Origin of the sequence: Microbacterium fluminis (genome assembly GCF_051549805.1) — a bacterium.
GTDB lineage: Bacteria > Actinomycetota > Actinomycetes > Actinomycetales > Microbacteriaceae > Microbacterium.
This window is the reverse complement of sequence record NZ_CP196042.1, coordinates 2988318-3011769: the sequence shown is the minus strand read 5'-3', so window position 1 is coordinate 3011769 and position 23452 is coordinate 2988318. Positions and strand designations below refer to the sequence as shown.

The 23452-nt window shown below is 71.5% G+C and carries 20 protein-coding genes; 17 read left to right on the top strand and 3 right to left on the bottom strand.

Features of this window, described 5'->3' with window-relative positions; all coding sequences use genetic code 11:
* The first annotated feature begins 20 nt into the window (after window positions 1–20).
* The 3 genes from ACSJDX_RS14555 to rbfA all read left to right on the top strand — a co-directional run bounded on the left by ACSJDX_RS14555 (window position 21) and on the right by rbfA (window position 3784).
* Window positions 21–296 carry a YlxR family protein gene (locus ACSJDX_RS14555; RefSeq protein WP_438353355.1) on the top strand — a complete coding sequence of 92 codons (276 nt, stop codon included), beginning with the start codon at window positions 21–23 and terminating at the stop codon, window positions 294–296.
* 112 nt (window positions 297–408) lie between these two features.
* A complete protein-coding gene (infB, locus tag ACSJDX_RS14550; RefSeq protein ID WP_438355001.1) occupies window positions 409–3192 on the top strand; it encodes a translation initiation factor IF-2 in 2784 nt (927 codons plus the stop codon).
* Window positions 3193–3343: 151 nt separating this feature from the next.
* Entirely contained in the window at window positions 3344–3784 is a 441-nt protein-coding gene (gene rbfA / locus ACSJDX_RS14545; RefSeq protein WP_438353354.1) for a 30S ribosome-binding factor RbfA, read from the top strand.
* 21 nt (window positions 3785–3805) lie between these two features.
* On the opposite strand, the gene ACSJDX_RS14540 is transcribed toward rbfA, so the two are convergent.
* Window positions 3806–4756, bottom strand: a complete 951-nt coding sequence (locus ACSJDX_RS14540; protein ID WP_438353353.1) for a hypothetical protein — start codon at window positions 4754–4756, stop codon at window positions 3806–3808.
* 158 nt (window positions 4757–4914) lie between these two features.
* Here ACSJDX_RS14540 and ACSJDX_RS14535 point away from each other — a divergent pair, with 158 nt between their 5' ends.
* A complete protein-coding gene (locus ACSJDX_RS14535; RefSeq protein ID WP_438353352.1) occupies window positions 4915–6531 on the top strand; it encodes a serine hydrolase in 1617 nt (538 codons plus the stop codon).
* A gap of 119 nt (window positions 6532–6650) precedes the next feature.
* Here the strand turns inward: ACSJDX_RS14535 and ACSJDX_RS14530 are convergent, their stop codons facing one another.
* Window positions 6651–7517 (bottom strand): A/G-specific adenine glycosylase, encoded by an 867-nt coding sequence (locus ACSJDX_RS14530; RefSeq protein WP_438353351.1) that lies wholly within the window; start codon window positions 7515–7517, stop codon window positions 6651–6653.
* A 43-nt stretch (window positions 7518–7560) separates the two neighbouring features.
* Between ACSJDX_RS14530 and ACSJDX_RS14525 the strand changes: the two genes are divergently transcribed.
* The 13 genes from ACSJDX_RS14525 to ACSJDX_RS14465 all read left to right on the top strand — a co-directional run bounded on the left by ACSJDX_RS14525 (window position 7561) and on the right by ACSJDX_RS14465 (window position 21302).
* Window positions 7561–8181, top strand: a complete 621-nt coding sequence (locus tag ACSJDX_RS14525) for a uridine kinase (RefSeq protein ID WP_438353350.1) — start codon at window positions 7561–7563, stop codon at window positions 8179–8181.
* The gene (gene truB, locus ACSJDX_RS14520; RefSeq protein WP_438353349.1) at window positions 8181–9077 is read left to right on the top strand and encodes a tRNA pseudouridine(55) synthase TruB; all 897 of its coding nucleotides are present in this window, start codon (window positions 8181–8183) and stop codon (window positions 9075–9077) included. Before ACSJDX_RS14525 ends, truB begins: the two co-directional genes overlap by 1 nt.
* On the top strand, window positions 9074–9442 hold the full coding sequence (locus tag ACSJDX_RS14515; protein WP_438353348.1) for a hypothetical protein: 369 nt from the start codon (window positions 9074–9076) through the stop codon (window positions 9440–9442). The genes truB and ACSJDX_RS14515 overlap by 4 nt, the downstream gene beginning before the upstream one ends.
* Window positions 9443–9534: 92 nt before the next feature.
* On the top strand, window positions 9535–9999 hold the full coding sequence (locus ACSJDX_RS14510; RefSeq protein WP_438353347.1) for a hypothetical protein: 465 nt from the start codon (window positions 9535–9537) through the stop codon (window positions 9997–9999).
* Entirely contained in the window at window positions 9996–10955 is a 960-nt protein-coding gene (locus tag ACSJDX_RS14505) for a bifunctional riboflavin kinase/FAD synthetase (RefSeq protein ID WP_438353346.1), read from the top strand. Before ACSJDX_RS14510 ends, ACSJDX_RS14505 begins: the two co-directional genes overlap by 4 nt.
* Window positions 10956–11074: 119 nt before the next feature.
* Window positions 11075–12058: a deoxyribose-phosphate aldolase gene (gene deoC, locus ACSJDX_RS14500; protein ID WP_438355000.1), complete on the top strand. Its 984-nt coding sequence runs from the start codon at window positions 11075–11077 to the stop codon at window positions 12056–12058.
* 17 nt (window positions 12059–12075) lie between these two features.
* Window positions 12076–13590 carry an aldehyde dehydrogenase family protein gene (locus ACSJDX_RS14495; protein ID WP_438353345.1) on the top strand — a complete coding sequence of 505 codons (1515 nt, stop codon included), beginning with the start codon at window positions 12076–12078 and terminating at the stop codon, window positions 13588–13590.
* Window positions 13587–14447 (top strand): aldehyde dehydrogenase family protein, encoded by an 861-nt coding sequence (locus ACSJDX_RS14490; protein ID WP_438353344.1) that lies wholly within the window; start codon window positions 13587–13589, stop codon window positions 14445–14447. Before ACSJDX_RS14495 ends, ACSJDX_RS14490 begins: the two co-directional genes overlap by 4 nt.
* Window positions 14448–14520: 73 nt before the next feature.
* On the top strand, window positions 14521–14733 hold the full coding sequence (locus tag ACSJDX_RS14485; protein WP_438353343.1) for a heavy-metal-associated domain-containing protein: 213 nt from the start codon (window positions 14521–14523) through the stop codon (window positions 14731–14733).
* Window positions 14730–16985, top strand: coding sequence for a heavy metal translocating P-type ATPase (locus ACSJDX_RS14480; protein ID WP_438353342.1), 2256 nt, complete (start codon window positions 14730–14732; stop codon window positions 16983–16985). Before ACSJDX_RS14485 ends, ACSJDX_RS14480 begins: the two co-directional genes overlap by 4 nt.
* A 115-nt stretch (window positions 16986–17100) precedes the next feature.
* Complete coding sequence (locus ACSJDX_RS14475) at window positions 17101–17739, top strand: hypothetical protein (RefSeq protein ID WP_438353341.1); 639 nt, start codon at window positions 17101–17103, stop codon at window positions 17737–17739.
* 196 nt (window positions 17740–17935) lie between these two features.
* Window positions 17936–20110, top strand: coding sequence for a DEAD/DEAH box helicase (locus ACSJDX_RS14470; protein WP_438353340.1), 2175 nt, complete (start codon window positions 17936–17938; stop codon window positions 20108–20110).
* A 163-nt stretch (window positions 20111–20273) separates the two neighbouring features.
* Window positions 20274–21302, top strand: coding sequence for a 6-phosphofructokinase (locus ACSJDX_RS14465; RefSeq protein WP_438353339.1), 1029 nt, complete (start codon window positions 20274–20276; stop codon window positions 21300–21302).
* 14 nt (window positions 21303–21316) lie between these two features.
* On the opposite strand, the gene ACSJDX_RS14460 is transcribed toward ACSJDX_RS14465, so the two are convergent.
* Window positions 21317–23437: a S9 family peptidase gene (locus tag ACSJDX_RS14460; protein WP_438353338.1), complete on the bottom strand. Its 2121-nt coding sequence runs from the start codon at window positions 23435–23437 to the stop codon at window positions 21317–21319.
* Window positions 23438–23452 lie beyond the last annotated feature (15 nt).

Genomic DNA, 23452 nt, shown 5'->3' with positions numbered 1-23452 from the left:
GGAGCCCGCATCCGGTCGCCATGGTGCCGGAGGGGACGTGTAGAATGATTCCTGTACGAACGTGCGTCGCTTGTCGCGCGCGCGCCCCCCGGACCGCCCTTCTGAGAGTGGTCGCCATCGACTCCGTGCTCATCCCCGATGAGCGGGCGACGATGCCCGGTCGGGGTGCGTGGGTGCATCCGACGCTCGAATGCGCGGATGTCGCCATTCGGCGCCGCGCCTTCGTGCGAGCATTGCGTGCGCCGGGCCCTCTCGACGCGCAGACCCTTACCGAACACCTCCAGCGAAACGGCTGAACGGCTATGGAAACAAAGTGAACGGCTCGAAATGAGTCCCGTCCGCGACTAACGGTCTGCCCTGCCTGGGTGGACCCCAGACAGGAGAATTGTGGCTAACGCCAAACCCCGCGTGCATGAGATCGCCTCCGAGCTCGGAGTCGACAGCAAGATCGCCCTCGCCAAGCTCAAGGAGCTGGGCGAGTTCGTGAAGAGCCCGTCGTCGACCATCGAGCCGCCGGTCGCGCGCAAGCTCCGCGCCGCCCTCGAGGCCGACGGCGCCGCACACCACACCGCCGAGGCCAAGCCCGCGGCATCCGCGCCGACGGCATCCGCGCCCGCGCCGCGCCCGGCAGGGCGTCCCGGGCCCGTCCGGCCGTCTGCGCCCGCCCCCGCCGCGCCCCCGGCAGCGACGCCGGCACCGGCGGCCCAGGCCGCCGCGACACCCGCGGCTCCGGCCGCGCCCGCTGCTGCGGCACCGAGTGCTCCCGCGACCCCGGCGACTCCGGCGACCGACGGCGCCCCCGCTGCCCCGCGGCCCGGTGGCGCATCCGACGGCGCCACGCCGGCGGCCCCGCGCCCCGGCGGCGCACCGCGTCCGGGCAACAACCCGTTCGCGTCCGCTCAGGGCATGGGCCAGCGTCCCGCAGGTCCGCGTCCGGGCAACAACCCGTTCGCGTCCGCGCAGGGCATGGGCCAGCGCCCGTCGCCCGGCAACATCCCGCGCCCGCAGGCGCCGCGTCCCGGCGCACCCCGTCCCGGCGCTCCGCGCCCCGGTGGCGCCGGCCGCCCCGGTGGCGGCGGTCGTCCCGGCGCGCCGTTCCAGCAGCGTCCCGGCGGCCCTGGTCGTCCCGGCGGTGCCGGTGGCGGCTTCCAGCGCCCCGGCGGCGCACCCGGGGGAGCGCCCGCGGGCGGCTTCGCCGGTCGTCCCGGCGGTGGCGGCGGTCGTGGCCGCGGCCCCGGCGGCGGCACCGCGGGCGCCTTCGGCAAGGGTGGCGGCAAGTCCAAGCAGCGCAAGTCGCGTCGGGCGAAGCGGCAGGAATTCGAGATGCGGTCGGCGCCGGTCGTCGGCGGCGTCAACGTCTCGAAGGGCAACGGCGAGATCATCCGCCTGCGCCGCGGCGCCTCGATCGCCGACTTCGCCGACAAGCTCGAGGCGCTGCGCGGCTACACCGTGCAGCCCGGAACGCTCGTCACGATCCTGTTCAACCTCGGCGAGATGGCCACGGCGACGGAGTCGCTCGACGAGGCCACCTTCGAGGTGCTCGGCGCCGAGCTGGGCTACCGCATCCAGATGGTCTCGCCCGAGGACGAGGACAAGGAGCTCCTGGAGGGCTTCGGTCTCGACCTCGAGGCCGAGTTGGAGGCGGAGAGCGAGGACGACCTCGAGATCCGGCCTCCCGTCGTGACCGTCATGGGTCACGTCGACCACGGTAAGACCCGCCTGCTCGACGCGATCCGGCAGACCAACGTGGTCGCGGGCGAGGCCGGCGGCATCACGCAGCACATCGGTGCGTACCAGGTCTGGACCGAGCACGAGGGCATCGAGCGTGCGATCACCTTCATCGACACCCCGGGTCACGAGGCGTTCACCGCCATGCGTGCCCGTGGTGCGCAGGTGACCGACCTCGCGATCCTGGTGGTCGCCGCCGACGACGGCATCATGCCCCAGACGGTGGAGGCGCTCAACCACGCCCAGGCGGCGAACGTGCCGATCGTGGTCGCGGTCAACAAGATCGACAAGCCCGACGCCAACCCCGGCAAGGTGCGCCAGCAGCTCACCGAGTACGGTCTGGTCGCCGAGGAGTACGGCGGCGACGTGATGTTCATCGACGTCTCGGCGCGCAACAACATCGGCATCCAGGAACTCCTGGACGCGGTGCTGCTCACGGCCGACGCCGGGCTCGACCTCACGGCCAACCCGAACAAGGACGCCCGCGGTGTGGCGATCGAGGCAAAGCTCGACAAGGGCCGCGGCTCGGTCGCGACCGTGCTGATCCAGTCGGGAACGCTCCGGGTCGGCGACGCGATCGTGGCGGGCACCGCCTACGGACGCGTCCGCGCCATGATCGACGAGAACGGCGACGCGGTCGAGGAGGCCTACCCCTCCCGTCCCGTGCAGGTGCAGGGTCTCAACTCGGTGCCGCGCGCCGGCGACACCTTCATCGTGACCGAAGAGGACCGCACCGCCCGCCAGATCGCCGAGAAGCGCGAAGCCGCCGAGCGCAACGCTCAGCTGGCCAAGGCCCGCAAGCGCATCTCGCTCGAGGACTTCACCCGTGCTCTCGAAGAGGGCAAGGTCGAGTCGCTCAACCTCATCATCAAGGGCGACGTGTCCGGTGCTGTCGAGGCGCTGGAGGAGTCGCTCCTCAAGATCGAGGTCGACGAGTCGGTGCAGCTGCGGATCATCCACCGCGGAGTGGGTGCGATCACCGAGTCCGACATCAACCTCGCCACGATCGACAACGCGATCGTGATCGGGTTCAACGTCCGTCCCGACACCAAGGCGCGCGAGCGCGCCGCCCGTGAAGGCGTCGACGTCCGGTTCTACTCGGTCATCTACAACGCGATCGACGACGTCGAGCAGTCCCTCACGGGCATGCTCAAGCCGGAGTTCGAAGAGATCCAGTCGGGTGTCGCCGAGATCCGCGAGGTGTTCCGCTCCTCGAAGTTCGGCAACATCGCCGGTGTCATCGTGCGCTCCGGAACGATCACGCGCAATGCGAAGGCCCGCGTCATCCGCGACGGCGTCGTGCTCGCCGATGGCCTGGCCATCGAGTCGCTGCGCCGCTTCAAGGACGACGTCACCGAGGTGCGGACGGACTTCGAGGCCGGTATCGGTCTCGGGAAGTTCAACGACATCCAGATCGGCGACGAGATCGAGACCACCGAGATGGTGGAGAAGCCGCGCGGCTGATCCGTCCGCCCGATCGCGGCTCCGGCTGCGGCGATGGATGCTCCTTCGGCAAGAGCGGGGCCCCTACCCCGATTGCCTCACGAACATCCATCGCCTCCGCCTCCGCCACGATCGGGCTCAGGTCCTACCGGCGGGTGAAGGGGAAGAAGACATGGCTGGTGAACGGCAGGCCCGGCTCGGCGACCGGATCCGGGTGATCCTCGCGGAGCGGCTCGAGAAAGGGCTGCGCGACCCGCGGCTCGGTTTCGTCACGATCACCGACGTCCGGGTGACCGGCGACCTCCAGCACGCCTCCGTGTTCTACACGGTGCTCGGCTCGGAGGAGGAGCGCACGGCATCGGCCGAGGCGCTGCGCTCGGCGACCGGGATGCTGCGGACCGAGGTCGGCAAGCACCTCAACGTGCGGCTCACCCCGTCGCTGGAGTTCATCCCGGATGCGATCCCGGAGAACGCCGACCACATCTCGGACCTTCTGCGCGAGGCGCGCGAGCGGGACCAGGCGGTCGCCGGTCTCGCCTCGACGGCCACATACGCCGGCGACGCCGACCCCTACGTCAAGCCGCGCGAGCTCGACGAGTCCGACGAGGACTGAGGCTGGCGACGGCACCGCCCGTCACGCCGGGGGCTCGACGGCGTCGGCCGCCCACGCGACGCCCAGGCCGAACAGGGTAGAGACGCCGTAGTGGGCCATCCCGGCCGACACGCGGCGCCGACCGGTGCGCGGATTCATGCCGAGCGTGCGGGACGCGGCATCCAGCGTCATCCCCTGACGCATGAGCTGCAGCAGCGGCGTCCAGGGCTGATCGGGCTCGTCCAGCGGCGTCGCAGCCGACCACAGCCGCTCGAACAGGCTCTCCGCCAGAGCCGCCAGCGCGGGGTTGCGGACCGCGATGATGCTCGTCGGCCATGCCTCGCCCCACGCGAAGGGGAGCGCGACCAGGTCGCCGTCGATCCAGAACCAGCTGGGGGTGTCGGCGAGCAGCCGGAACCTCACCCCGTTCCCCGCGTAGCGGCGCATGAGCGCGAGCAGAGCAGAGTCCTCGGCGACGGTCCGCGGCACGATGGCGCGGACGGAGTCCTTCATGGCGAAGGCCTCGGCGAAGCGGGCCACCCGATCCGGGTCGGTGGTCAGGAAGCGACGCACGTCGGGGAAGACCGCGGCGGCCGAACCGGCCGTATGGCGCGCGGTCTCGTACCAGAGGTCTTCGGCGGCGTGCTCGCCGTGGCGCGTCATGATCGGGACCGCGTGGGCGGTCGCCTCGCCGACGCTCCAGTGCGCACTGAGACGCGGCAGGTCCGCGACGAACGACTCGAGACGCACGAGCGACGCGGACGACGCCGCGCGCAGCGTCGCGCTCTCCCGCGCGACGGCTGCGGCGGTCCACGCCACCGGATCGGCGTAGGTCAGACTCCCGTCGGGATCCACCGTGATCGCGCCGAGCGCGCTCAGCTCGCGCAGCGTCGGTTCCAGGGCGGAATCGTCGAGATGGACGACGGATGCCAGGTCCGCCCGTGTGCGCGGTCGCGCGCGGTAGATCGCCTCCAGCAGCCGGTAGGTCTCCACCGTGAGCCTCCTCCGTCGACGACCGATTCGGGGAGGGGACAGATCACCTGTCCGCTTTCGGACGCCCGCTTGCGGACATGTCCGCAAGCGGTGCTTGGCGTGTCCTGTTCCGTCCATCCACACTGTACGTGAGTCCGCATTCTCGAAGGAGTCCCGCCGTGCGCAGAATCCGGCCCCGTCGCCTCGCGCTCTCCGGGGTCGCGGTCGTCGCCGTCGCCGTGCTCGCATCCGCCTGCACCGCCGAACAGCCGCGCACCGTCCCGGTCACCACCGGCGAGCGGCCGAGTTCCGACGTCGTGGCGCTGCCGCAGGACCGGGATGCCGCGATCGCCGCCGCGATCGACCGGCTGCCCGGTTTCATCGAGGACGGCATGACCCGCACCGGTGTCCCCGGGCTCGCCGTCGCGGTGGTCTCCGCCGGGAAGGTCGTGTACGAGTCCGGGTTCGGCGTGCGCGACACCCGCACGGGTGAGCCGGTCGACACCGGGACCGTGTTCCAGATCGCTTCGCTGTCTAAACCGCTGGCCGCCACGACGGTCGCCAAGATCGTCTCCGACGGAGGCGCAGCGTGGAGCACCCCCGTGCAGAAGCTCCTTCCCGGCTTCACCATGAAGGACCCCTACGTCACCCAGAACGGGCAGGTCGCCGATTACTTCTCGCACCGCACGGGCATCCCCACCGGCGCGGGCGACGATCTCGAGGATCTCGGATTCGACCAGGCGACGATCATGTCGCGCCTGAACCAGATCCCGCTCGCGCCGTTCCGCATCACCTACCAGTACTCCAACTTCGGGCTGACGGTCGGAGCGGAGGCCGCGGCGGCATCCCGCGGTCAGACGTGGTCGCAGGCGGCCGACGAGCTGCTCTTCCAGCCACTCGGAATGACGTCCACGAGCGCATCGCACGCCGCCTACCTCGCCGCCGCCGATCGCGCGGTGCTGCACGCGAAGACCGGCGACAAGACCTTCGAGCCGCTGTTCGACCGCAACCCCGACGCCGAGGCGCCCGCCGGCGGGGTGTCCTCGACCGTGGGCGACATCGCGAAGTGGATGGAGTTCATGCTGTCGGGCGGACAGCTGAACGGTCAGCAGTACATCGATGCGAAGGCCTTGAGCGCGATGACCTCCGCGCAGATGATCAGCCCGTCGCCGCCGTCGATGGTCGACCGGCCGGGGCACTACGGTTTCGGGATCAACGTCACCGCGATGGCCGGCGGGCGGGTCAACCTCAACCACTCCGGCGCGTTCGGCTGGGGCGGCGCGACCGCGGCCACGATGATCCCCGACCTCGATCTCGGCATCGTGGTGCTCACCAACGGCGCTCCGGTCGGGCTTCCCGAGGCGATCACGCAGGAATTCCTCGATGTGGTGGCCTACGGCTACCCCGTGCACGACTGGGTCGAGCTGATGGGGCAGCGGTTCGCCTCGTTCGCCGACCCCTCCGGAGACCTCGCCGACAAGACCGCCCCGTCGGGGGCCGCCGCCCCTGGCCCGCTCTCGGCCTACACCGGCCCCTACACGAGCCCGTACTTCGGCACCCTCGTCGTGACCGAGCAGGGCGGCGCGCTGCAGGGCGCCCTGGGCCCGAGCGGCGGGTACACGTTCGCGATCGAGCCGTGGGACGGCGACACCTGGGCCTTCGCGCCCACGGGTGAGAACGCGCTTCCCGGCTCCCTGTCGTCCGCGACGTTCGTGCGCGCCGGTGCGAGCGCCTCGCAGGTGACGCTGCAGTACTTCGACAAGTTCGGTCTGGGGACCTTCACGCGGACGGGGTGAGCCCGACGCGCTGCGCGGCGCGTCGGGGCCGACGGGGATGCACGTCCTCCCTCTCGGTGGAGCGGAGCCGGGGGGCTGCGCGCCGCCGGGAGGGAGGGCTCCCGGGGATGCGCGCGGTCTCAGCGGGGGAGGTGCAGCAGATCGTCGGATGCCTCGACCAGCCCGTCGACGATCAGCGAGTCGATCGCACGGTCGCGCTGCGCGGCATCCGGCCAGTCGCCGAGGACGGAACCGGCCGGGACCGGGGCGGGGGCCGCCTCCCGCAGCGTCCTCAGCACGGCGCCGCGCGCCTGCCGGTCGCTGCCTTCGTAGCGCGCCTGCCGGCGGCGGTCGTCTCCGGTGTCGGGGTAGCCGGCGGCACGCCAGGCGCAGGCATTCCGGATCGGGCATGCATCGCAACGCGGCGCGCGGGCCGTGCACACCACGGCGCCCAGCTCCATCGCCGCCGCATTCACGATCGCGGCTTCCGCGGACTCCGTCGGCAGGATCGCGGCCATCGCGGCGAGATCGCGGCGCGACGGCGGACCGGGCTGCGAGCGCCCGTCGACCGCGCGGGCCAGCACCCGGCGGGTGTTGGTGTCGACCACGGGATGGCGGTCCCCGTACGCGAAGACCGCGACCGCGCGGGCCGTGTAGTCGCCGATGCCGGTGAGGGCGAGCAGCGCGTCGACATCACGCGGGACCACATCGCCGTGCCGGGCGGTGATCTCGCCGGCCGCGCGATGCAGCCACAGCGCCCGACGCGGGTAGCCGAGGTTCGCCCATTGGCGCACCGCCTCCGCCGGGGCGTCGGCCGCGAGGGCGGACGGCGTCGGCCAGCGCGCGAGCCACGCCTCGAGGTGGGGGATGACGCGCGCGACGGGGGTCTGCTGCAGCATGAACTCGCTGACGAGCACACCCCACGCGCCGAACTGCGGGTGCCGCCACGGCAGGTCGCGTGCATTCTCGCGGTACCACGCGATCAACGGCGCGGCGAGGTCGGGCATCCGCTCAGCCTACGGCGGACACGCCCCGCCGTAGGCTGGTGAGGTGCGACTTCCGACGACCCCGGTGACCACCCTCCAGCGTGCGCTGCGCGACGAGGTCCGCCACAACAACCCGGCCGGGCGTGTCGTCGTCGCCGTCGACGGAGCCGACGCGCGCGGCACGGCGACGTTCGCCGACGGGTTCGCGGCGGTGTTCGCGGAAGCCGATACGGCGGTGTTCCGCGCGTCGATCGACGGGTTCCGGCGCCCTCGCACCGAGCGGAACACGGACGGCGACACGGAGGAGGGCCTCTATCGCGACGGGTTCGACTACTCGACCTTCCGCCGGGTGCTCGTCGAGCCGTTCCGCGACGGCGCGCAGACCTCCGCCACGACCGGATTCCAGCTCGCCGCGTTCGACGTCGATCGGGACGCTCCGCGGGAGTCCGAGTGGGTCACCGCTCCCCGCGATGCGGTGCTGATCGTGGACGGGCCGTTCCTGCTGCGGCCCGAGCTGCGGGGGGTGTGGAACTGGTCGGTATGGCTCGAGGCGACGCCGGGCCCGCAGTGGCACCCCGTCCTCGACCTCTACCGGCGTGACGCGCGGCCCACCGCCGCGGCATCCGCCCTCGTCGACGACAGCGACCCGCAGCATCCGTTCCGCGTCTACCAGGACTTCTGCTGATGGGCGCACCCTCGGGCATCGCCCTGGTCGACAAGCCGGGCGGGATGACGAGCCACGACGTGGTCTCGCGGGCGAGGCGAGCGCTGAACACCCGCAAGATCGGGCACGCCGGCACGCTCGACCCTATGGCGACGGGCCTGCTGCTGCTCGGCGTCGGACCGGCGACCCGCCTGCTCACCTACCTCGTCGGGCTCGACAAGACCTACGCGGCGACCATGCGCCTGGGAGCGGCGACGACGACCGACGACGCCGAGGGCGAGGAGACGGATCGGGCGGATGCCTCGTCCCTCGCCGCGATCGACGACGCGGCGATCCACGCCGGTGTCGCCGCGCTCACCGGCCCGATCTCGCAAGTGCCGAGCGCGGTCTCGGCCATCAAGGTCGCCGGCCGGCGCGCCTACGACCTCGTGCGGGCGGGGGAGGAGGTCGCGCTCGCGGCGCGGGAGGTCACCGTGTCGAGGTTCGAGATCCTCGACCGCCGCGCCACCGACGGCTTCCTCGACCTCGACGTGGTCGTGGACTGCTCCAGCGGCACCTACATCCGGGCGCTCGCGCGAGACCTCGGCGCAGGGCTCGGCGTCGGCGGCCACCTCACCGCGCTGCGCCGCACGCGGATCGGTGCCTTCGCGGTCGAGGACGCGGTCTCCGCCGACGCGATCGGGATCGACGCGCTCCGCGACCCCGCCGCGGTCGCGGCGGAGGTGCTCGGCGCCCTGCACGTCAGCGCCGACGAGGCGCGCGACCTGCGCCACGGCAAACGGCTGCCCGACGCGGCCGTGCGCGCCGCACGCTACCCTGCGGCGGCCATCGATCCGGACGGCGTCCTGGTGGGGGTGGTCGAGCGTCGCGGCACCGACGTGAAGAGCACCATGAATCTGCCCGAGGAGGCCGCGTGATCCTCTGGCTCACCTACGTCGGTGTGGCGATCGCCACGCTCGCCGGGCTGCTGTGCGTCGTGCTCGGGCTCGTCGGCCGTCGCCCGAGCGACCTCACCGTCGGCGCGCTCGCCCTGCTCGAGCTGTACCTGGTGGTGCAGGTGGTCGTCTCCATCGCGGCGCCCCTGATCGGCAACCCGCCCAGCGGCAGTCTGCTGGAGTTCTGGGTCTACCTCGTCTCGGCGGTGCTGCTGCCACCCGCGGGGGTCTTCTGGGCGCTGCTGGAGCGCAGCCGCTGGAGCACCGTCATCATGGGCATCGCCGGTCTGGCCGTCGCGGTGATGGTGTGGCGCATGGAGACGATCTGGTCGATCCAGGTCGCCTGAGCCGCTCCGCGACCCTCGTCCGGCGCGCACCGGCGAGCGGAGCCCGGGATGAGGCATCCGCTCGTCTGACGCCAACTAAGCTGGGAGCCGCCATGTCCACCGCCGCCCCCGCCCCCGCCCCCGCGCGCCGTATGACCGGGATCGGTCGCGTTCTCGTGATCGTGTACGCCGTCATGGCGCTGGCCGCGACGGGCCGCTCCTTCGTGCAGATCGCCGAGAAGTTCGATCAGGCGCCGCTGGCCTACACGCTGTCGGCGCTGTCGGCGGTGGTCTACATCGTCGCCACGCTGGCGCTGGTCTTCTCGCGATCGCGCACGTGGTACCTCGTCGCGTGGGTCGCGATCGTGTTCGAGCTGGCCGGAGTGCTCGTGATCGGGACGCTGTCCTTCGTGCTCCCGGCGCTGTTCGCCCACCCCACCGTGTGGTCGTGGTTCGGCTACGGCTACCTGTTCATCCCGCTCGTCCTGCCGTTCTTCGGCCTGTGGTGGCTCATCCGCCATCGTCCCGTGACCACCGGTGCCGCGGCATCCGATCCGGTCGTCGCCGTCGAGCGATGATCGTCTTCCGCGCTCCCGCCGACGTGCCGGCCGACTTCGGGCCCTCCGTGGTCGCCATCGGCAAGTTCGACGGTGTGCACGCCGGTCACCGGGCCGTGATCAACAGGGCGCGGGTGGATGCCGCGCTCACCGGAGCCCGCGTCGTCGCGGTCACGTTCGACCGCAACCCGCTGAGCCTGCTGAGCCCCGAACGGTGCCCGGAGAGCCTCGTCGGTGTCGCGCAGAAGCTCTCGCTGCTGGGTGACGCGGGTGTCGATGCGACGCTGATGCTCACGTTCGACGAGGCTCTGGCGGGGCTGTCTCCGCGGCAGTTCGTCGAGCACGTGCTGGTCGACGCGCTGTCCGTGCAGACGGTGCTGGTCGGCGAGGACTTCCGCTTCGGCCGCGGCGGGGCGGGCACCCCCGACCTGCTGCGCGAGATGGGCGCCGAGCTCGGGTTCGCCGTCGACGTGGTCGCCGACGTGCGCTCGGCAGACGGCGGCCGGCGGGTGTCGTCGACGTGGGTGCGCGAACTCCTCGCGGTCGGCGACGTCGAGGGGGCCGGACGTCTGCTCGGGCATCCGCCCACCGTGTGGGGAGAGGTCGTCCACGGTCTGAAGCGCGGCCGCGAACTGGGGTTCCCGACGGCGAACCTGTCGCCCGACCTGGAGGGCTACGTGCCCGCCGACGGGGTGTACGCCGGCTGGCTGGTGGATGAGATCCGCACCGAGGGCCTGCGGCCCGGGCAGCGCTTCCCCGCCGCGATCAGCGTCGGCACCAACCCCACCTTCGGCGACGTGCCGGTGCGTCAGGTCGAGGCGTACGTGCTCGACGAGACCGACCTCGATCTGTACGGCCACCGCGTCGAGGTCGAGTTCACCGCCCGCATCCGCGGCATGGTCGCCTTCGACGGCATCGGTCCCCTCATCGAGCAGATGACCGACGACGTCGCGCGCGTGCGCGCCTCGCTCACCTGACCCGCGTAGACCCGCCGTCGGGGCCGCTCTACGATCGGAACCGCAGGCCACGCCCGCCCGGACCACCCGTCCGACCCACCACCGAGGAGATTCCCTTGCCGCGGACCGCACTCCAGACCGTGCCCGATCGGGCGCTCGAACTGCTCGGCGACCAGCCCGACGACACCACCCTGCGCCGCTACCTGCACGGGCTTCCCGGAGTGGATGCGGTGGGCCTCGAGCAGCGCGCGGCGGGTCTGGGCACCCGGTCGATCAAGACCTCGTCGAAGAGCTGGGCGCTCGACCGCATCATCGAGCTGATCGACCTGACCACTCTCGAGGGCGCAGACACCCCGGGCAAGGTGCGCTCGCTGGTCGCGAAGGCACTGCGGCCGGATGCCTCCGACGCGTCGACGCCCCGTGTGGCGGCGGTGTGCGTGTACGGCGACATGGTCCCCTACGCCGTCGAGGCGCTCGGGTCCGCCCACGGCGACCCCGACGACGGCCTCGTCTCGGTCGCCGCCGTCGCGACGGCGTTCCCCAGCGGGCGGTCCTCGCTCGACGTCAAGCTGCGCGACACCGCCGAGGCCGTGGCGGCCGGCGCGGACGAGATCGACATGGTGATCGACCGCGGGGCGTTCCTCGCCGGGCGCTACGGGCTCGTGTTCGACCAGATCGTGCAGGTGAAGGCGGCCTGCCGGCGCGCGGACGGGACGTCGGCGTCGCTCAAGGTGATCCTCGAGACGGGCGAGCTGAACACCTACGACAACATCAAGCGCGCGTCGTGGCTGGCGATCCTCGCCGGCGGCGATTTCATCAAGACCTCGACGGGCAAGGTGCAGCCCGCGGCGACCCTGCCGACGACGCTGCTCATGCTGGAGGTGGTGCGCGACTGGTACCGCGCGACCGGAGCGAAGGTCGGGGTCAAGCCGGCCGGCGGCATCCGCACGTCGAAGGACGCGGTCAAGTACCTCGTGACCGTCGCCGAGACGGTGGGGGAGGAATGGCTGCAGCCGCACCTGTTCCGCTACGGCGCGTCGAGCCTTCTGAACGACGTGCTGCTGCAGCGGCAGAAGCTGAGCTCCGGACACTACTCCGGCGCCGACTACGTGACGATCGACTGAACCGACTGAGGACGGACATGAGCTTCCTGGAATACGCCCCCGCCCCCGAGTCCCGCTCGATCCTGCACCTGCGGGACGAGTACGGGCTGTTCATCGACGGGGAGTTCCGTGCCGGTCGGGGGACGCCGTTCGCGACCATCTCGCCCGCCGACGAGTCGCACATCGCGATGATCTCCACCGCCGACGACGCCGACGTCGCCGACGCCGTGGCCGCGGCACGTCGCGCGTACAACAAGACGTGGTCGAGGATGAGCGGTCGCGACCGCGGGAAGTACCTGTTCCGCATCGCCCGCCTGGTGCAGGAGCGCGCGCGCGAACTCGCCGTGGCCGAGAGCCTCGACAACGGCAAGCCCATCAAGGAGAGCCGCGACGTCGACGTGCCGCTGGTGGCGGCGTGGTTCTTCTCCTACGCCGGCTGGGCGGACAAGCTCGACTACGCCGGGCTCGGCGCGAACCCGCGGGCCCTCGGCGTGGCCGGACAGGTCATCCCGTGGAACTTCCCGCTTCTCATGCTGGCGTGGAAGATCGCCCCGGCGCTCGCCGCCGGCAACACGGTCGTGCTCAAGCCCGCCGAGACGACCCCGCTGTCGGCGCTGCTGTTCGCCGAGATCCTGCAGCAGGCCGACCTTCCGCCGGGCGTGGTGAACATCGTCACCGGCGCGGGGAAGACCGGTGCCGCCCTCGTCGCGGCCGACGTCGACAAGGTCGCCTTCACCGGCTCGACGGGCGTCGGACGCGCGATCGCGAAGCAGGTCGCCGGCACCGGCAAGAAGGTCACTCTGGAGCTCGGCGGCAAGGCGGCGAACATCGTCTTCGACGACGCGCCCATCGACCAGGCGATCGAGGGCATCGTCAACGGCATCTTCTTCAACCAGGGGCACGTGTGCTGCGCGGGCAGCCGGCTGCTCGTGCAGGAGTCGATCCACGACGAGGTCGTCGACCGGCTGAAGACCCGCTTGTCGACCCTCCGACTGGGCGACCCGCTCGACAAGAACACCGACATCGGGGCGATCAACTCCGCCGCGCAGCTCGAGCGCATCCGCACGCTCACCGCCGCGGGCGAGGACGAGGGCGCCGAACGCTGGAGCCCCGACTGCGTGATCCCCGACAACGGCTTCTGGTTCGCCCCGACGATCTTCACGAACGTCGAGACGAGCCACCGCATCGCCCGCGAGGAGATCTTCGGCCCGGTGCTGTCGGTGCTGTCCTTCCGCACGCCGGCCGAGGCTATCGCGAAGGCGAACAACACCCCGTACGGACTGTCGGCGGGCATCTGGTCGGACAAGGGCAGCCGTATTCTCGCCGTCGCCGACAAGCTCCGCGCCGGGGTGGTCTGGGCGAACACCTTCAACCGTTTCGACCCGGCCTCCCCCTTCGGCGGCTACAAGGAGTCCGGCTACGGTCGGGAGGGCGGACGGCACGGCCTGGCGGCCTACCTCGCCCCCGCGGCATCCGCCCGCGCCGCACTGTCCGCCGGCGCGACCGGCTCCGCCCGAACGACCGGCCCTGCGAAGAAGGCGGTGAAGAAGTGACCCGTCTGACCGTACCGAAGACGTACAAGCTCTACATCGGGGGAGCGTTCCCCCGCAGCGAGTCGGGACGCACCTATGAAGTCGTCTCGGCGAAGGGCGGTTTCCTCGCCAACGCGGCGCTCGCGTCGCGCAAGGACGCACGCGACGCCGTCGTCGCCGCGCGCGGTGCCGTGAAGGGCTGGTCCGGGGCGACGGCCTACAACCGCGGACAGGTGCTGTACCGGATCGCCGAACTGCTCGAAGGCCGTCGTGCGCAGTTCGTGGACGAGGTCGTCCAGCAGGAGGGCGTGTCGGTGGCAGCGGCCGGCGCGCAGGTCGACGAGGCGATCGACCGCTGGGTCTGGTACGCGGGATGGACCGACAAGCACGCGCAGGTCGCGGGCAACGCCAACCCCGTCGCGGGTCCGTACTTCAACATCTCGGTGCCCGAGCCGACGGGTGTCGTCGCGGTGATCGCCCCGCAGGACTCCTCCCTGCTCGGTCTCGTCTCTGCCGTCGCACCGCCGCTCGTGACCGGGAACACGGTGGTCGTGGTGGCCAGCGAGCGGTTCCCCCTGTCGGCGATCTCGCTCGCCGAGGTGCTCGCCACGAGCGATGTACCCGGGGGCGTGGTGAACGTGCTCACCGGTTCACCGGCCGAGATCGCACCGTGGCTCGCCTCCCATGCCGACGTGAACGCGCTCGACCTCGTGGGCGCGTCGGCGATCGACTGGGTCGACCTGCAGATCGCCGCGGCAGACACGCTCAAGCGTGTTCTCCCTCCGGAGGAGGGTCCGGATGCCGCGGCGCCCAGCCTCGAGCGGATCACGGCGTTCACCGAGACGAAGACGGTCTGGCACACCAAGAGCCTGATCTGACGTCTTGCGCCCCGCGGGAATACCCCCAGGGGGTATGGTGGTTGCACCGGAGACACCGACCGGAGGAGCAGCCATGACCACCCTCACCTACCTCGTCGACGGAATGACCTGCGCGCACTGCGCCGCCGCCGTCACCCGTGAAGTGAGCGGAGTCTCCGGCGTGCAGGACGTGAAGGTGGATGTCGCGGCGCGCTCCGTCATCGTCACCTCGGACGCCGATCCCGATGACGCAGCGGTCGCGGCCGCCGTGGCGGAGGCCGGCTACGCCTTCGCAGGCCGAGCATGAGCACGCCGCTGCAGGAGGCCACCCTCGACATCGAGGGCATGACCTGCGCCAGCTGCGTCGCCCGCGTCGAGAAGCGACTGCAGGGATTGGAGGGCGTGACCGCCGCGGTCAACCTCGCCACCGAGTCGGCGAAGGTGACCTACCCGGCGGACGTGCCCGCAGACCGGCTGATCGCCGCGGTGCGCGAAGCGGGCTACGACGCCTCCGTGCGCACACCGGGCCCGAGGCATCCGGCGCCGGATGCACACATCGGGCACGGCCACCACGCCGCCGACACCGGCCATGTGCACGACGTCGAGGACGCCCCCGGCGCCACCACCCTGCGCACCCGACTGGTGGTCAGCGCGGCGCTCGCGGTGCCGGTGATCGCGATCGGGATGATCCCCGCCCTGCAGTTCCCCGGCTGGCAGTGGGTCTCGCTCGTCCTCACGACGCCGATCGTGCTGTGGGGAGGATGGCCGTTCCACCGTGCGACGCTGCGAAACGCCCGTCACGGTGCGATGACGATGGACACCCTGATCACGCTGGGCACCGGCGCGGCCTACCTCTGGAGCCTGTGGGCGCTGGTGTTCGGCACGGCCGGGCAGATCGGCATGGTGCACGGCTTCTCGCTGTTCGGACGTCCCGACGACGCGTCGTCGCTCGTCTACTTCGAGGTCACGGCCGCCGTGACGGTGTTCCTGCTGCTGGGCCGCGTCATCGAGCAGCGCTCGACGCGCCGCGCCGGCGCCGCGCTGCGCGCGCTGCTCGACCTCGGAGCGCGCGACGTGGAGCTGGCCGACGGCCACCGCGTGCCCGTCGACGACCTCCGCGTGGGAGACCTGTTCGTGGTGCGTCCGGGGGAGAAGATCGCCACCGACGGCATCGTCGAGGACGGCACCGCCACCGTCGACCAGAGCATGCTCACCGGCGAATCCGTGCCCGTCGACGCGGCGCCCGGGGCCTCGGTCACCGGCGGCACGATCGCCGTGGACGGGCGACTTCATGTCCGCGCGACCTCGGTGGGCGCCGACACGCGCCTCGCGCACATCGCCCGGCTCGTCGAAGACGCGCAGGCCGGCAAGAGCCGCGTGCAGCGGCTGGCCGACCGCATCTCCGGGGTGTTCGTCCCCGTCGTCATCGTGCTCGCGGTCCTCACCCTCATCGGCTGGATCCTCGCCGGACAGCCGGCCGCCGCCGGCTTCACCGCCGCTGTTGCGGTGCTCATCATCGCGTGCCCGTGCGCGCTCGGCCTCGCGACTCCGATCGCGGTGCTGGTGGGCACCGGTCGCGGGGCGCAGCGCGGCATCCTGGTGACCGGGCCCGAGGCGCTGGAAGCGGCCGACCGGGTCGACACCGTCGTGCTGGACAAGACCGGAACGGTGACGAGCGGACGGATGTCGGTGGTCGCCGTGACCGTGGCGTCGGGCGTGGACCGGGCCGAGGCGCTGGGCCTCGCGGCCGCCGTCGAAGCCGCCTCCGAGCACCCGGTCGCCACCGCCGTCGTGGCCGCGTCGGAGGGCGATCCCGCGCCGGTCGAGGGCTTCGCCAATCACGCCGGTCGCGGCGTCACCGGCGTCGTCGGCGACCGTGCCGTGTTCGCCGGGCGGCCGTCGTTCGCCGCCGAGCTCGGCGTGATCCTCCCGTCCGCTCTGGCTTCGGCCGTCCGCGACGCCGAGACGCGCGCCACCGCGGTCGTCGTCGGATGGGACGGCGCCGCGCGCGCCGTGATCGAGGTCGCCGACACCGTCCGCCCGGACAGCGCACGGGCCGTTGCGGCGCTCCGGTCACTCGGCCTCCGCCCCGTGCTGCTGACCGGGGACAACGCCGGCGTCGCGCGCGCCGTCGCAGCCGAGGTGGGCATCGAGACGGTCATCGCCGGGGTGCTGCCCGAAGGCAAGGTCGCCGAGATCGAACGCCTGCGCGCCGAGGGTCACCGTGTCGTCATGGTCGGCGACGGGGTGAACGACGCCGCAGCCCTGGCGACGAGCGACCTCGGCATCGCGATGGGAGCGGGGACGGATGCCGCGATGCACGCCAGCGACATCACCCTGGTGCGCTCGGAGCTGACCGCGGCGGTCGATGCCGTCCGGCTCAGCCGCCGCACGATGGGGATCATCCGCGGCAACCTGTTCTGGGCGTTCGCGTACAACGTCGCCGCGCTCCCGCTCGCCGCGCTCGGCTTCCTCAACCCCATGATCGCGGGCGCGGCGATGGCGTTCTCCAGCGTGTTCGTGGTGCTCAACAGCCTGCGACTGCGCCGCGCGCTCTGAGTCGGGCCTAACCCCGGCATCCGTTCCGACCCGGCTTGCGGCGTCACCGGCGCGCGCGGACGGCCCGCTGCAGGAGCGCGGGTACGGTCGAAGCAGACCGATGAACGGAGACAGGATGCCGACGACCCCCCGCCTCTCGAGGAGCTGGGCCGCAGCGCTGACCCTCGTCGTGCTCGCGACGGGACTGGCGGCCTGCGTGGCCGAGCCCGACGCCGGCGGAGCCACGACGGCGCCTGCGACGAGCGGCCCGTCCGCCGGACCCTCGAGCACGCCGACGCCCACTCCGACCTCTGCGGCCGACACGATCTCCCTTCCGACGGCGTGCGACAAGATCTACTCCGCCGGCATGCTGTCGATGCTCGACACCCAGACGCCGCCGCTGAACGACCCGGGCGTCACCATGCTGTCCACGCAGAACGTCGACGCGCTCGAGGTGCTGAATTCCGGAGCACCCACGATCCGCTGCTCGTGGGGCACACCGTCGGAGTCGGGGATGTCGACGAACGTCACGATCGTCGACGCGGCGCAGTCCGCGCGAGTGCTCGCCGCCCTGCAGAACTCCGGCTTCGCCTGCGCACCTGGCGGAGGAGGCACGCTGTGCACGTTCCAGCAGGAGCAGATCACGCAGGACGACAAGCTGATCAAGCGCGGCGAATCCCACTTGGTGCGCGGCAACGGGTGGATCGCCACGTCCTGGTTGAGCGTGAACCCCGACGGCTACACGCAGGACATCGCGGTCACACTCTGGGGGTGACCGCCCGGCATGGCGTAGACTGAGCCACGGGGATACGACGTCGAGAGCGCACCGCTGAAGCGGGTTCACGCGAACTCGGCCTTTTCCCGGGCACCGCGACCGTCCCGGAATCCCGAACCGGCCGCGGAGCACGCCGATACGACCGATCCCGATCGGTACTCGCCGGATCAATCCGGCACCTACGCTCAGGAGGAGCATGCCGCCCACGGCATCCGCGCAGAGGTCTGCGCAGAGCCCTGCGAACCGTCGCAGGAAGACGTCGTCGTCGAGGCGCGACGACGAAGCACCGATCATCCCGATCCTCGCCCGCAAGGTGCGGGAGGTCGAAGCGAAGGCCCAGCGCGGCAAGCTCGGCCCCACCAATCGCACCAAGTTCCAGGTGATCGCGTTCCTCGTCCGTGAGGAGCGCGCCCGGGTCAAGGCCGACGGCGAGCTCGCCGACGGCGCCCGCGCCGAACTGCTCAAGCGTCTCGACGGGGTCGCCACGATCCTGGCCAAGACGGCGGCGCGTGACACCTCGCTCATCCAGCTGCTCGAAGTCGACCAGGCCGCCTCGCCCGTCGCGAAGCGGATGCGGCGCGACTGGCTCCTCGAATCGGGCGCCGACCTCGATCCCGACGAGCTGATCATCACCGACATCGCTCCCGTCGCCTCCGCGGCGCCCGTTGTGCCGGCCGCGCTCGCCCAACGACAGGTCGTGCCGGTCACGATCGAGGCGCGCCAGATGGCCAATCCGTTCCTGCCCCCCGATCTCGGTCCGCGGAACGGGGCGTCGCACCCGCGCCGGCGCCTCGACGGGTGGGAGCTGATGGGCCCGCTCTACAAGGCGTTCGAGACCGGCGCCGGCGGATCGGCCGCGTCGATGGACCTTCCCTCGGTGCCCGAGTTCGACCGCCTGTCACCCAAGGGGCTCGAGGTCATGCCGCACCAGTCGCGGTTCCTCGAGGCCGTCCGGGAGGGGCACCGCTCGTTCCTGCTCGCCGATGAGCCGGGCCTGGGCAAGACCGCCGAGTCGGTGCTCGCGGCATCCGTCGCCGGGGCCTACCCACTGCTGGCGGTCGTGCCCAACGTCGTGAAGATGAACTGGGCGCGCGAGGTCGAGCGGTGGACGCCGCACCGTCGCGCCACGGTCATCCAGGGCGACGGCGAGAACATCGACGCGTTCGCGGACGTGTTCATCGTCAACTACGAGATCCTCGACCGGCACCTGTCGTGGCTCAGCTCGATCGGACTGAAGGGTCTGGTCGTCGACGAGGCGCACTTCATCAAGAACCTCACGTCGCAGCGCTCGCAGAACGTGCTCGCCCTCGCGGGTCGCATCCGCGAGCAGGTGCGCGATCCGCTGCTGCTCGCCCTCACCGGCACGCCGCTCATCAACGACGTCGAGGACTTCGACGCGATCTGGCGTTTCCTGGGCTGGACCAACGGCGAGAAGCCCGGTCCCGAGCTGATGGAGAAGCTGGACGCCACGGGACTGACCCCCGCCGACAAGGCGTTCTACCCCGAGGCCCGCGAGGCGGTCATCTCGATGGGCATCGTGCGGCGCAAGAAGAAGGACGTCGCCGCCGACCTGCCCGACAAGCTCATCGCCGACCTGCCCGTCGAGCTCGACGACGAGTACGGCCGTTCGATCCGCCAGGCCGAGCGCGAGCTCGGTCATCGACTCGCCGATCGGTACCGCCGCATCATCGAGGCGCGCGGAGACCGCGGACTCGCTCCCGGCGAGATCGACGACGACATCGTGCGCCTCGTCGCGCACAACGAGCTCGAGGAGTCCAAGGCCGCCGGCACCGGCTCCGAGAACGTCTTCACGATGGTGCGCCGCATCGGTCAGGCCAAGGCGCTCCTGGCCGCCGACTACGCCGCGCAGCTGCAGCGCTCGGTGGGCAAGGTGGTCTTCTTCGCCAAGCACATCGACGTGATGGATGCCGCCGAGCGCCACTTCGCAGCATCCGGCCTCCGCACCGTCTCGCTCCGCGGAGACCAGACCAGCACGGCGCGCCAGGCGGCGATCGACGCGTTCAACACCGATCCCGGGGTCGGGATCGCGGTCTGCTCGCTCACCGCGGCGGGCGTAGGCGTCAACATGCAGGCGGCCTCGAACGTGGTGCTCGCCGAGCTGTCGTGGACGGCGGCCGAGCAGACGCAGGCGATCGACCGCGTGCACCGCATCGGCCAGGACGAGCCGGTGACGGCGTGGCGCATCATCGCGGCGCACACGATCGACACGAAGATCGCCGAGCTGATCGACTCGAAGCAGGGGCTCGCGGCGCGGGCGCTCGACGGCGAGGCGGTCGACCCGCAGTCCAGCGACTCGGTGCAGCTGTCGGCGCTGATGCACCTGACGCGACAGGCGCTCGGCGCCGCCTGAGCGGCTCGAACGAGGGCGCCCCCGCTCCGGGGGCGCCTTCGTCGTCCCTGCCGCCGTGGTGCGCCCGGGGCGACCCGGCCGTGTGGCAGGGTGCGGCATCCGGCACTAATGTCGGGTGAGGCAGCGTCGCCGACTCGATCATCCCGACAGCGAGGACCACAGCATGAAGATCGGCATCCTGACGAGCGGTGGGGACTGCCCCGGACTGAACGCGGTCATCCGCGGCATCGTGCTCAAGGGCACCACCAACTACGACATCGAGTTCGTCGGCATCCGCGACGGCTGGCGCGGCGTGGTCGACGCCGACTTCTTCCCGCTCACCCGTCACGAGGTCAAGGGGCTGTCGAAGATCGGCGGCACGATCCTCGGCACCTCGCGCACGAACCCCTACGAGGGGTCGCGCGGGGGAGCGGACAACATCTCCAAGACGCTGTACGGCCACCGCATCGACGGCATCGTCGCGATCGGCGGCGAGGGGACCCTCGCGGCGGCCGACCGCCTGTCGAAGGACGGCATCAACGTCATCGGCGTGCCCAAGACCATCGACAACGACCTGCGCGCGACCGACTACTCGTTCGGGTTCGACACCGCCGTCAACATCGCCACCGATGCGATGGACCGCCTGCGCACGACCGGCGACTCGCACCAGCGCTGCATGGTCGCCGAGGTCATGGGCCGCCACGTGGGCTGGATCGCCCTGCACGCCGGCATCGCGGCGGGCGCGCACGTCATCTGCATCCCCGAGGTGCCGATGTCGATCGACGAGATCACCGCGCAGGTCACGCGCGCCCACGACCGCGGCCGCGCGCCGCTGGTGGTCGTGTCGGAGGGCTTCACGCTCACCGGCATGGACGAGGCGTTCAGCGACAAGGGCCTCGACGCGTTCAACCGCCCCCGCCTGGGCGGCATCAGCGAGGTGCTGGCCCCCGAGATCCAGCGGATCACGGGCGTCGAGACGCGCGCCACCGTGCTCGGCCACATCCAGCGCGGCGGGTCGCCGTCGGCGTTCGACCGCGTTCTCGCGACGCGCCTCGGCCTGCACGCCGCCGACGCCCTCCACGACGGCGCCTGGGGCCAGATGGTCGCGATGCGCGGCACCGACATCGTGCGCGTGCCGTTCGCCGACGCCCTCGGCGAGCTCAACACGGTGCCCCTCTACCGCTACGAGGAGGCGGCCGCGCTCTTCGGCTGAGCCCCGCGCGCGGCTCAGTCCTCGGACGAGTCGGCGAGGCCGAGCACGTCGAGCAGCCAGGCCAGCTCGAACGCGCGCTCGCGCCAGGCGTTGTAGCGCCCGCTCACGCCGCCGTGGCCGGCGACCATCTCGCACTTGAGGAGCGCATCGGCGCCGACCTCGCGCAGGCGCGCCACCCACTTGGCCGGCTCGACGTACAGCACCCGGGTGTCGTTGAGGGACGTCACCGCGAGGATCTTCGGGTAGGAGGCACCCTCCCGCACGTTCTCGTAGGGCGTGTACGACTTCATGTACGCGTACACGTCGGCGTTGTGCAGCGGGTCGCCCCACTCGTCCCACTCGATCACCGTGAGAGGCAGGTCCTCGTCGAGGATCGAGGTCAGCGCGTCGACGAACGGCACGTCCGCGACGATGCCCGCGAACAGCTCGGGCGCGACGTTCGCGACGGCGCCCATCAGCAGACCGCCGGCCGAACCGCCCTCGGCCACCAGGCGCGACGGGGTCGTGTAGCCGCGGTCGACGAGGTGCCGCGCGGCGTCGACGAAGTCGGTGAAGGTGTTGCGCTTGTGCAGCAGCTTGCCGTCCTCGTACCACTGCCGGCCAAGCTCGCCGCCGCCGCGCACGTGCGCCACCGCGAACACGACCCCGCGGTCGAGCTCCGACAGGCGCGCCACCGAGAACCGCGGGTCGATGGAGTGCTCGTACGACCCGTAGCCGTACAGGTGCAGCGGACGCGGCTCCGCGCCCGCCTCCCCGAACGAGCGCTTCCAGGCCAGCGAGATCGGCACCTCGGTCCCGTCCGAGGCGGTCGCCCAGACCCGCGCCTGCGCGTAGTCGGCCGGGTCGTAGCCGCCGAGCACGGGCTGGCGCTTGCGCAGCAGCAGATCGCCGCCGGCGAGGTCGTAGTCGTAGACGGTGTTGGGGGTGACGAACGAGTCGTAGCCCACCCGCAGCAGCGGCGGCGCCCACTCGCGGTTGCCGCCGAAGCCGGCGGAGTAGAGCGGCTCGTCGAAGGCGAGCTCATCGACCGCGCCGGTGCGGTAGTCGAGCAGGCCGACGCGCGAGAGCCCCTCGCGGCGGTACTCGACGGTGGCGAAATCGCGGAAGCAGTCGACGTCGAGCAGGCGCGTTCCAGGGGTGTGCGGCAGCAGCACGGTCCGCTCTCCGGAGGGATCGGATGCCGCGACCCGCGCGAGCTCGAAGTCCAGCGCGCCGTCGTTGTGGAGGATCAGCAGCACGTCCTCGTCGTCCACGATCGCGTGATCGACGGAGTACTCCACGCCCTCGCGGCGCGGCCAGACCACCTGCGGCGCGGCGGACAGGTCGGATGCCGGCACGAGCCAGTCCTCGGACGTGATCGACGACCCCATCCCGATCACCAGATACTTCTCGCTGCGCGTGAAGCCCGCACCGAGCCAGAAGCGCTCGTCGGGCTCGTGGAAGAGCGTGACGTCGCCCGCGGCATCCGTCCCCACCTCGTGACGCCACACCGTGTCGGGGCGCCACTTGTCATCGACGGTGGAATAGATGATCGACGCCCCGTCGGGGGAGAACTGCGCGCCGCCCGCCGTGCCCTCGATCGTGTCGGGGAGCGTCTCGCCGGTCTCGAGGTCGCGGACCCGCACGACGTAGCGCTCGTCGCCCGACGCGTCCACGCCCCACAGCATGCGCCGACCGTCGTCGGTGACGTCGAACGCCCCCAGGGAGAAGAACTCCAGACCCTGGGCCTCGACGTTGCCGTCGAACAGGACCTGCTCGCCGGGGACGGGCACGTCGGGGGAGAGCTCGGGGGGCGTCCAGTCGTCGGCCGAGGCGAGCGGCGCGCGGCACTGGATCCCGTACTGCTGGCCCTCGACGGTGCGCCCGTAGTACCACCAGGCGCCACGACGCGACGGGACCGACAGGTCGGTCTCGAGGGTGCGTCCCTTGATCTCCTCGAAGATGCTCTCGCGCAGTCCTGCGAGGTGGGCGGTGCGTGCGGTGGTGTAGGCGTTCTCCGCCTCGAGGTGGGCGATGACCGACGGCTCCTCCTTGTCCCGCATCCACTCGTAGGCGTCCTCGACGTCGTCGCCGTGGTGGCTGCGGACGATCGGCTGGCGGCGGGCGACGGGGGCGGGAGGGATGCTGTCGGTCACGGTCCCCACGCTAGC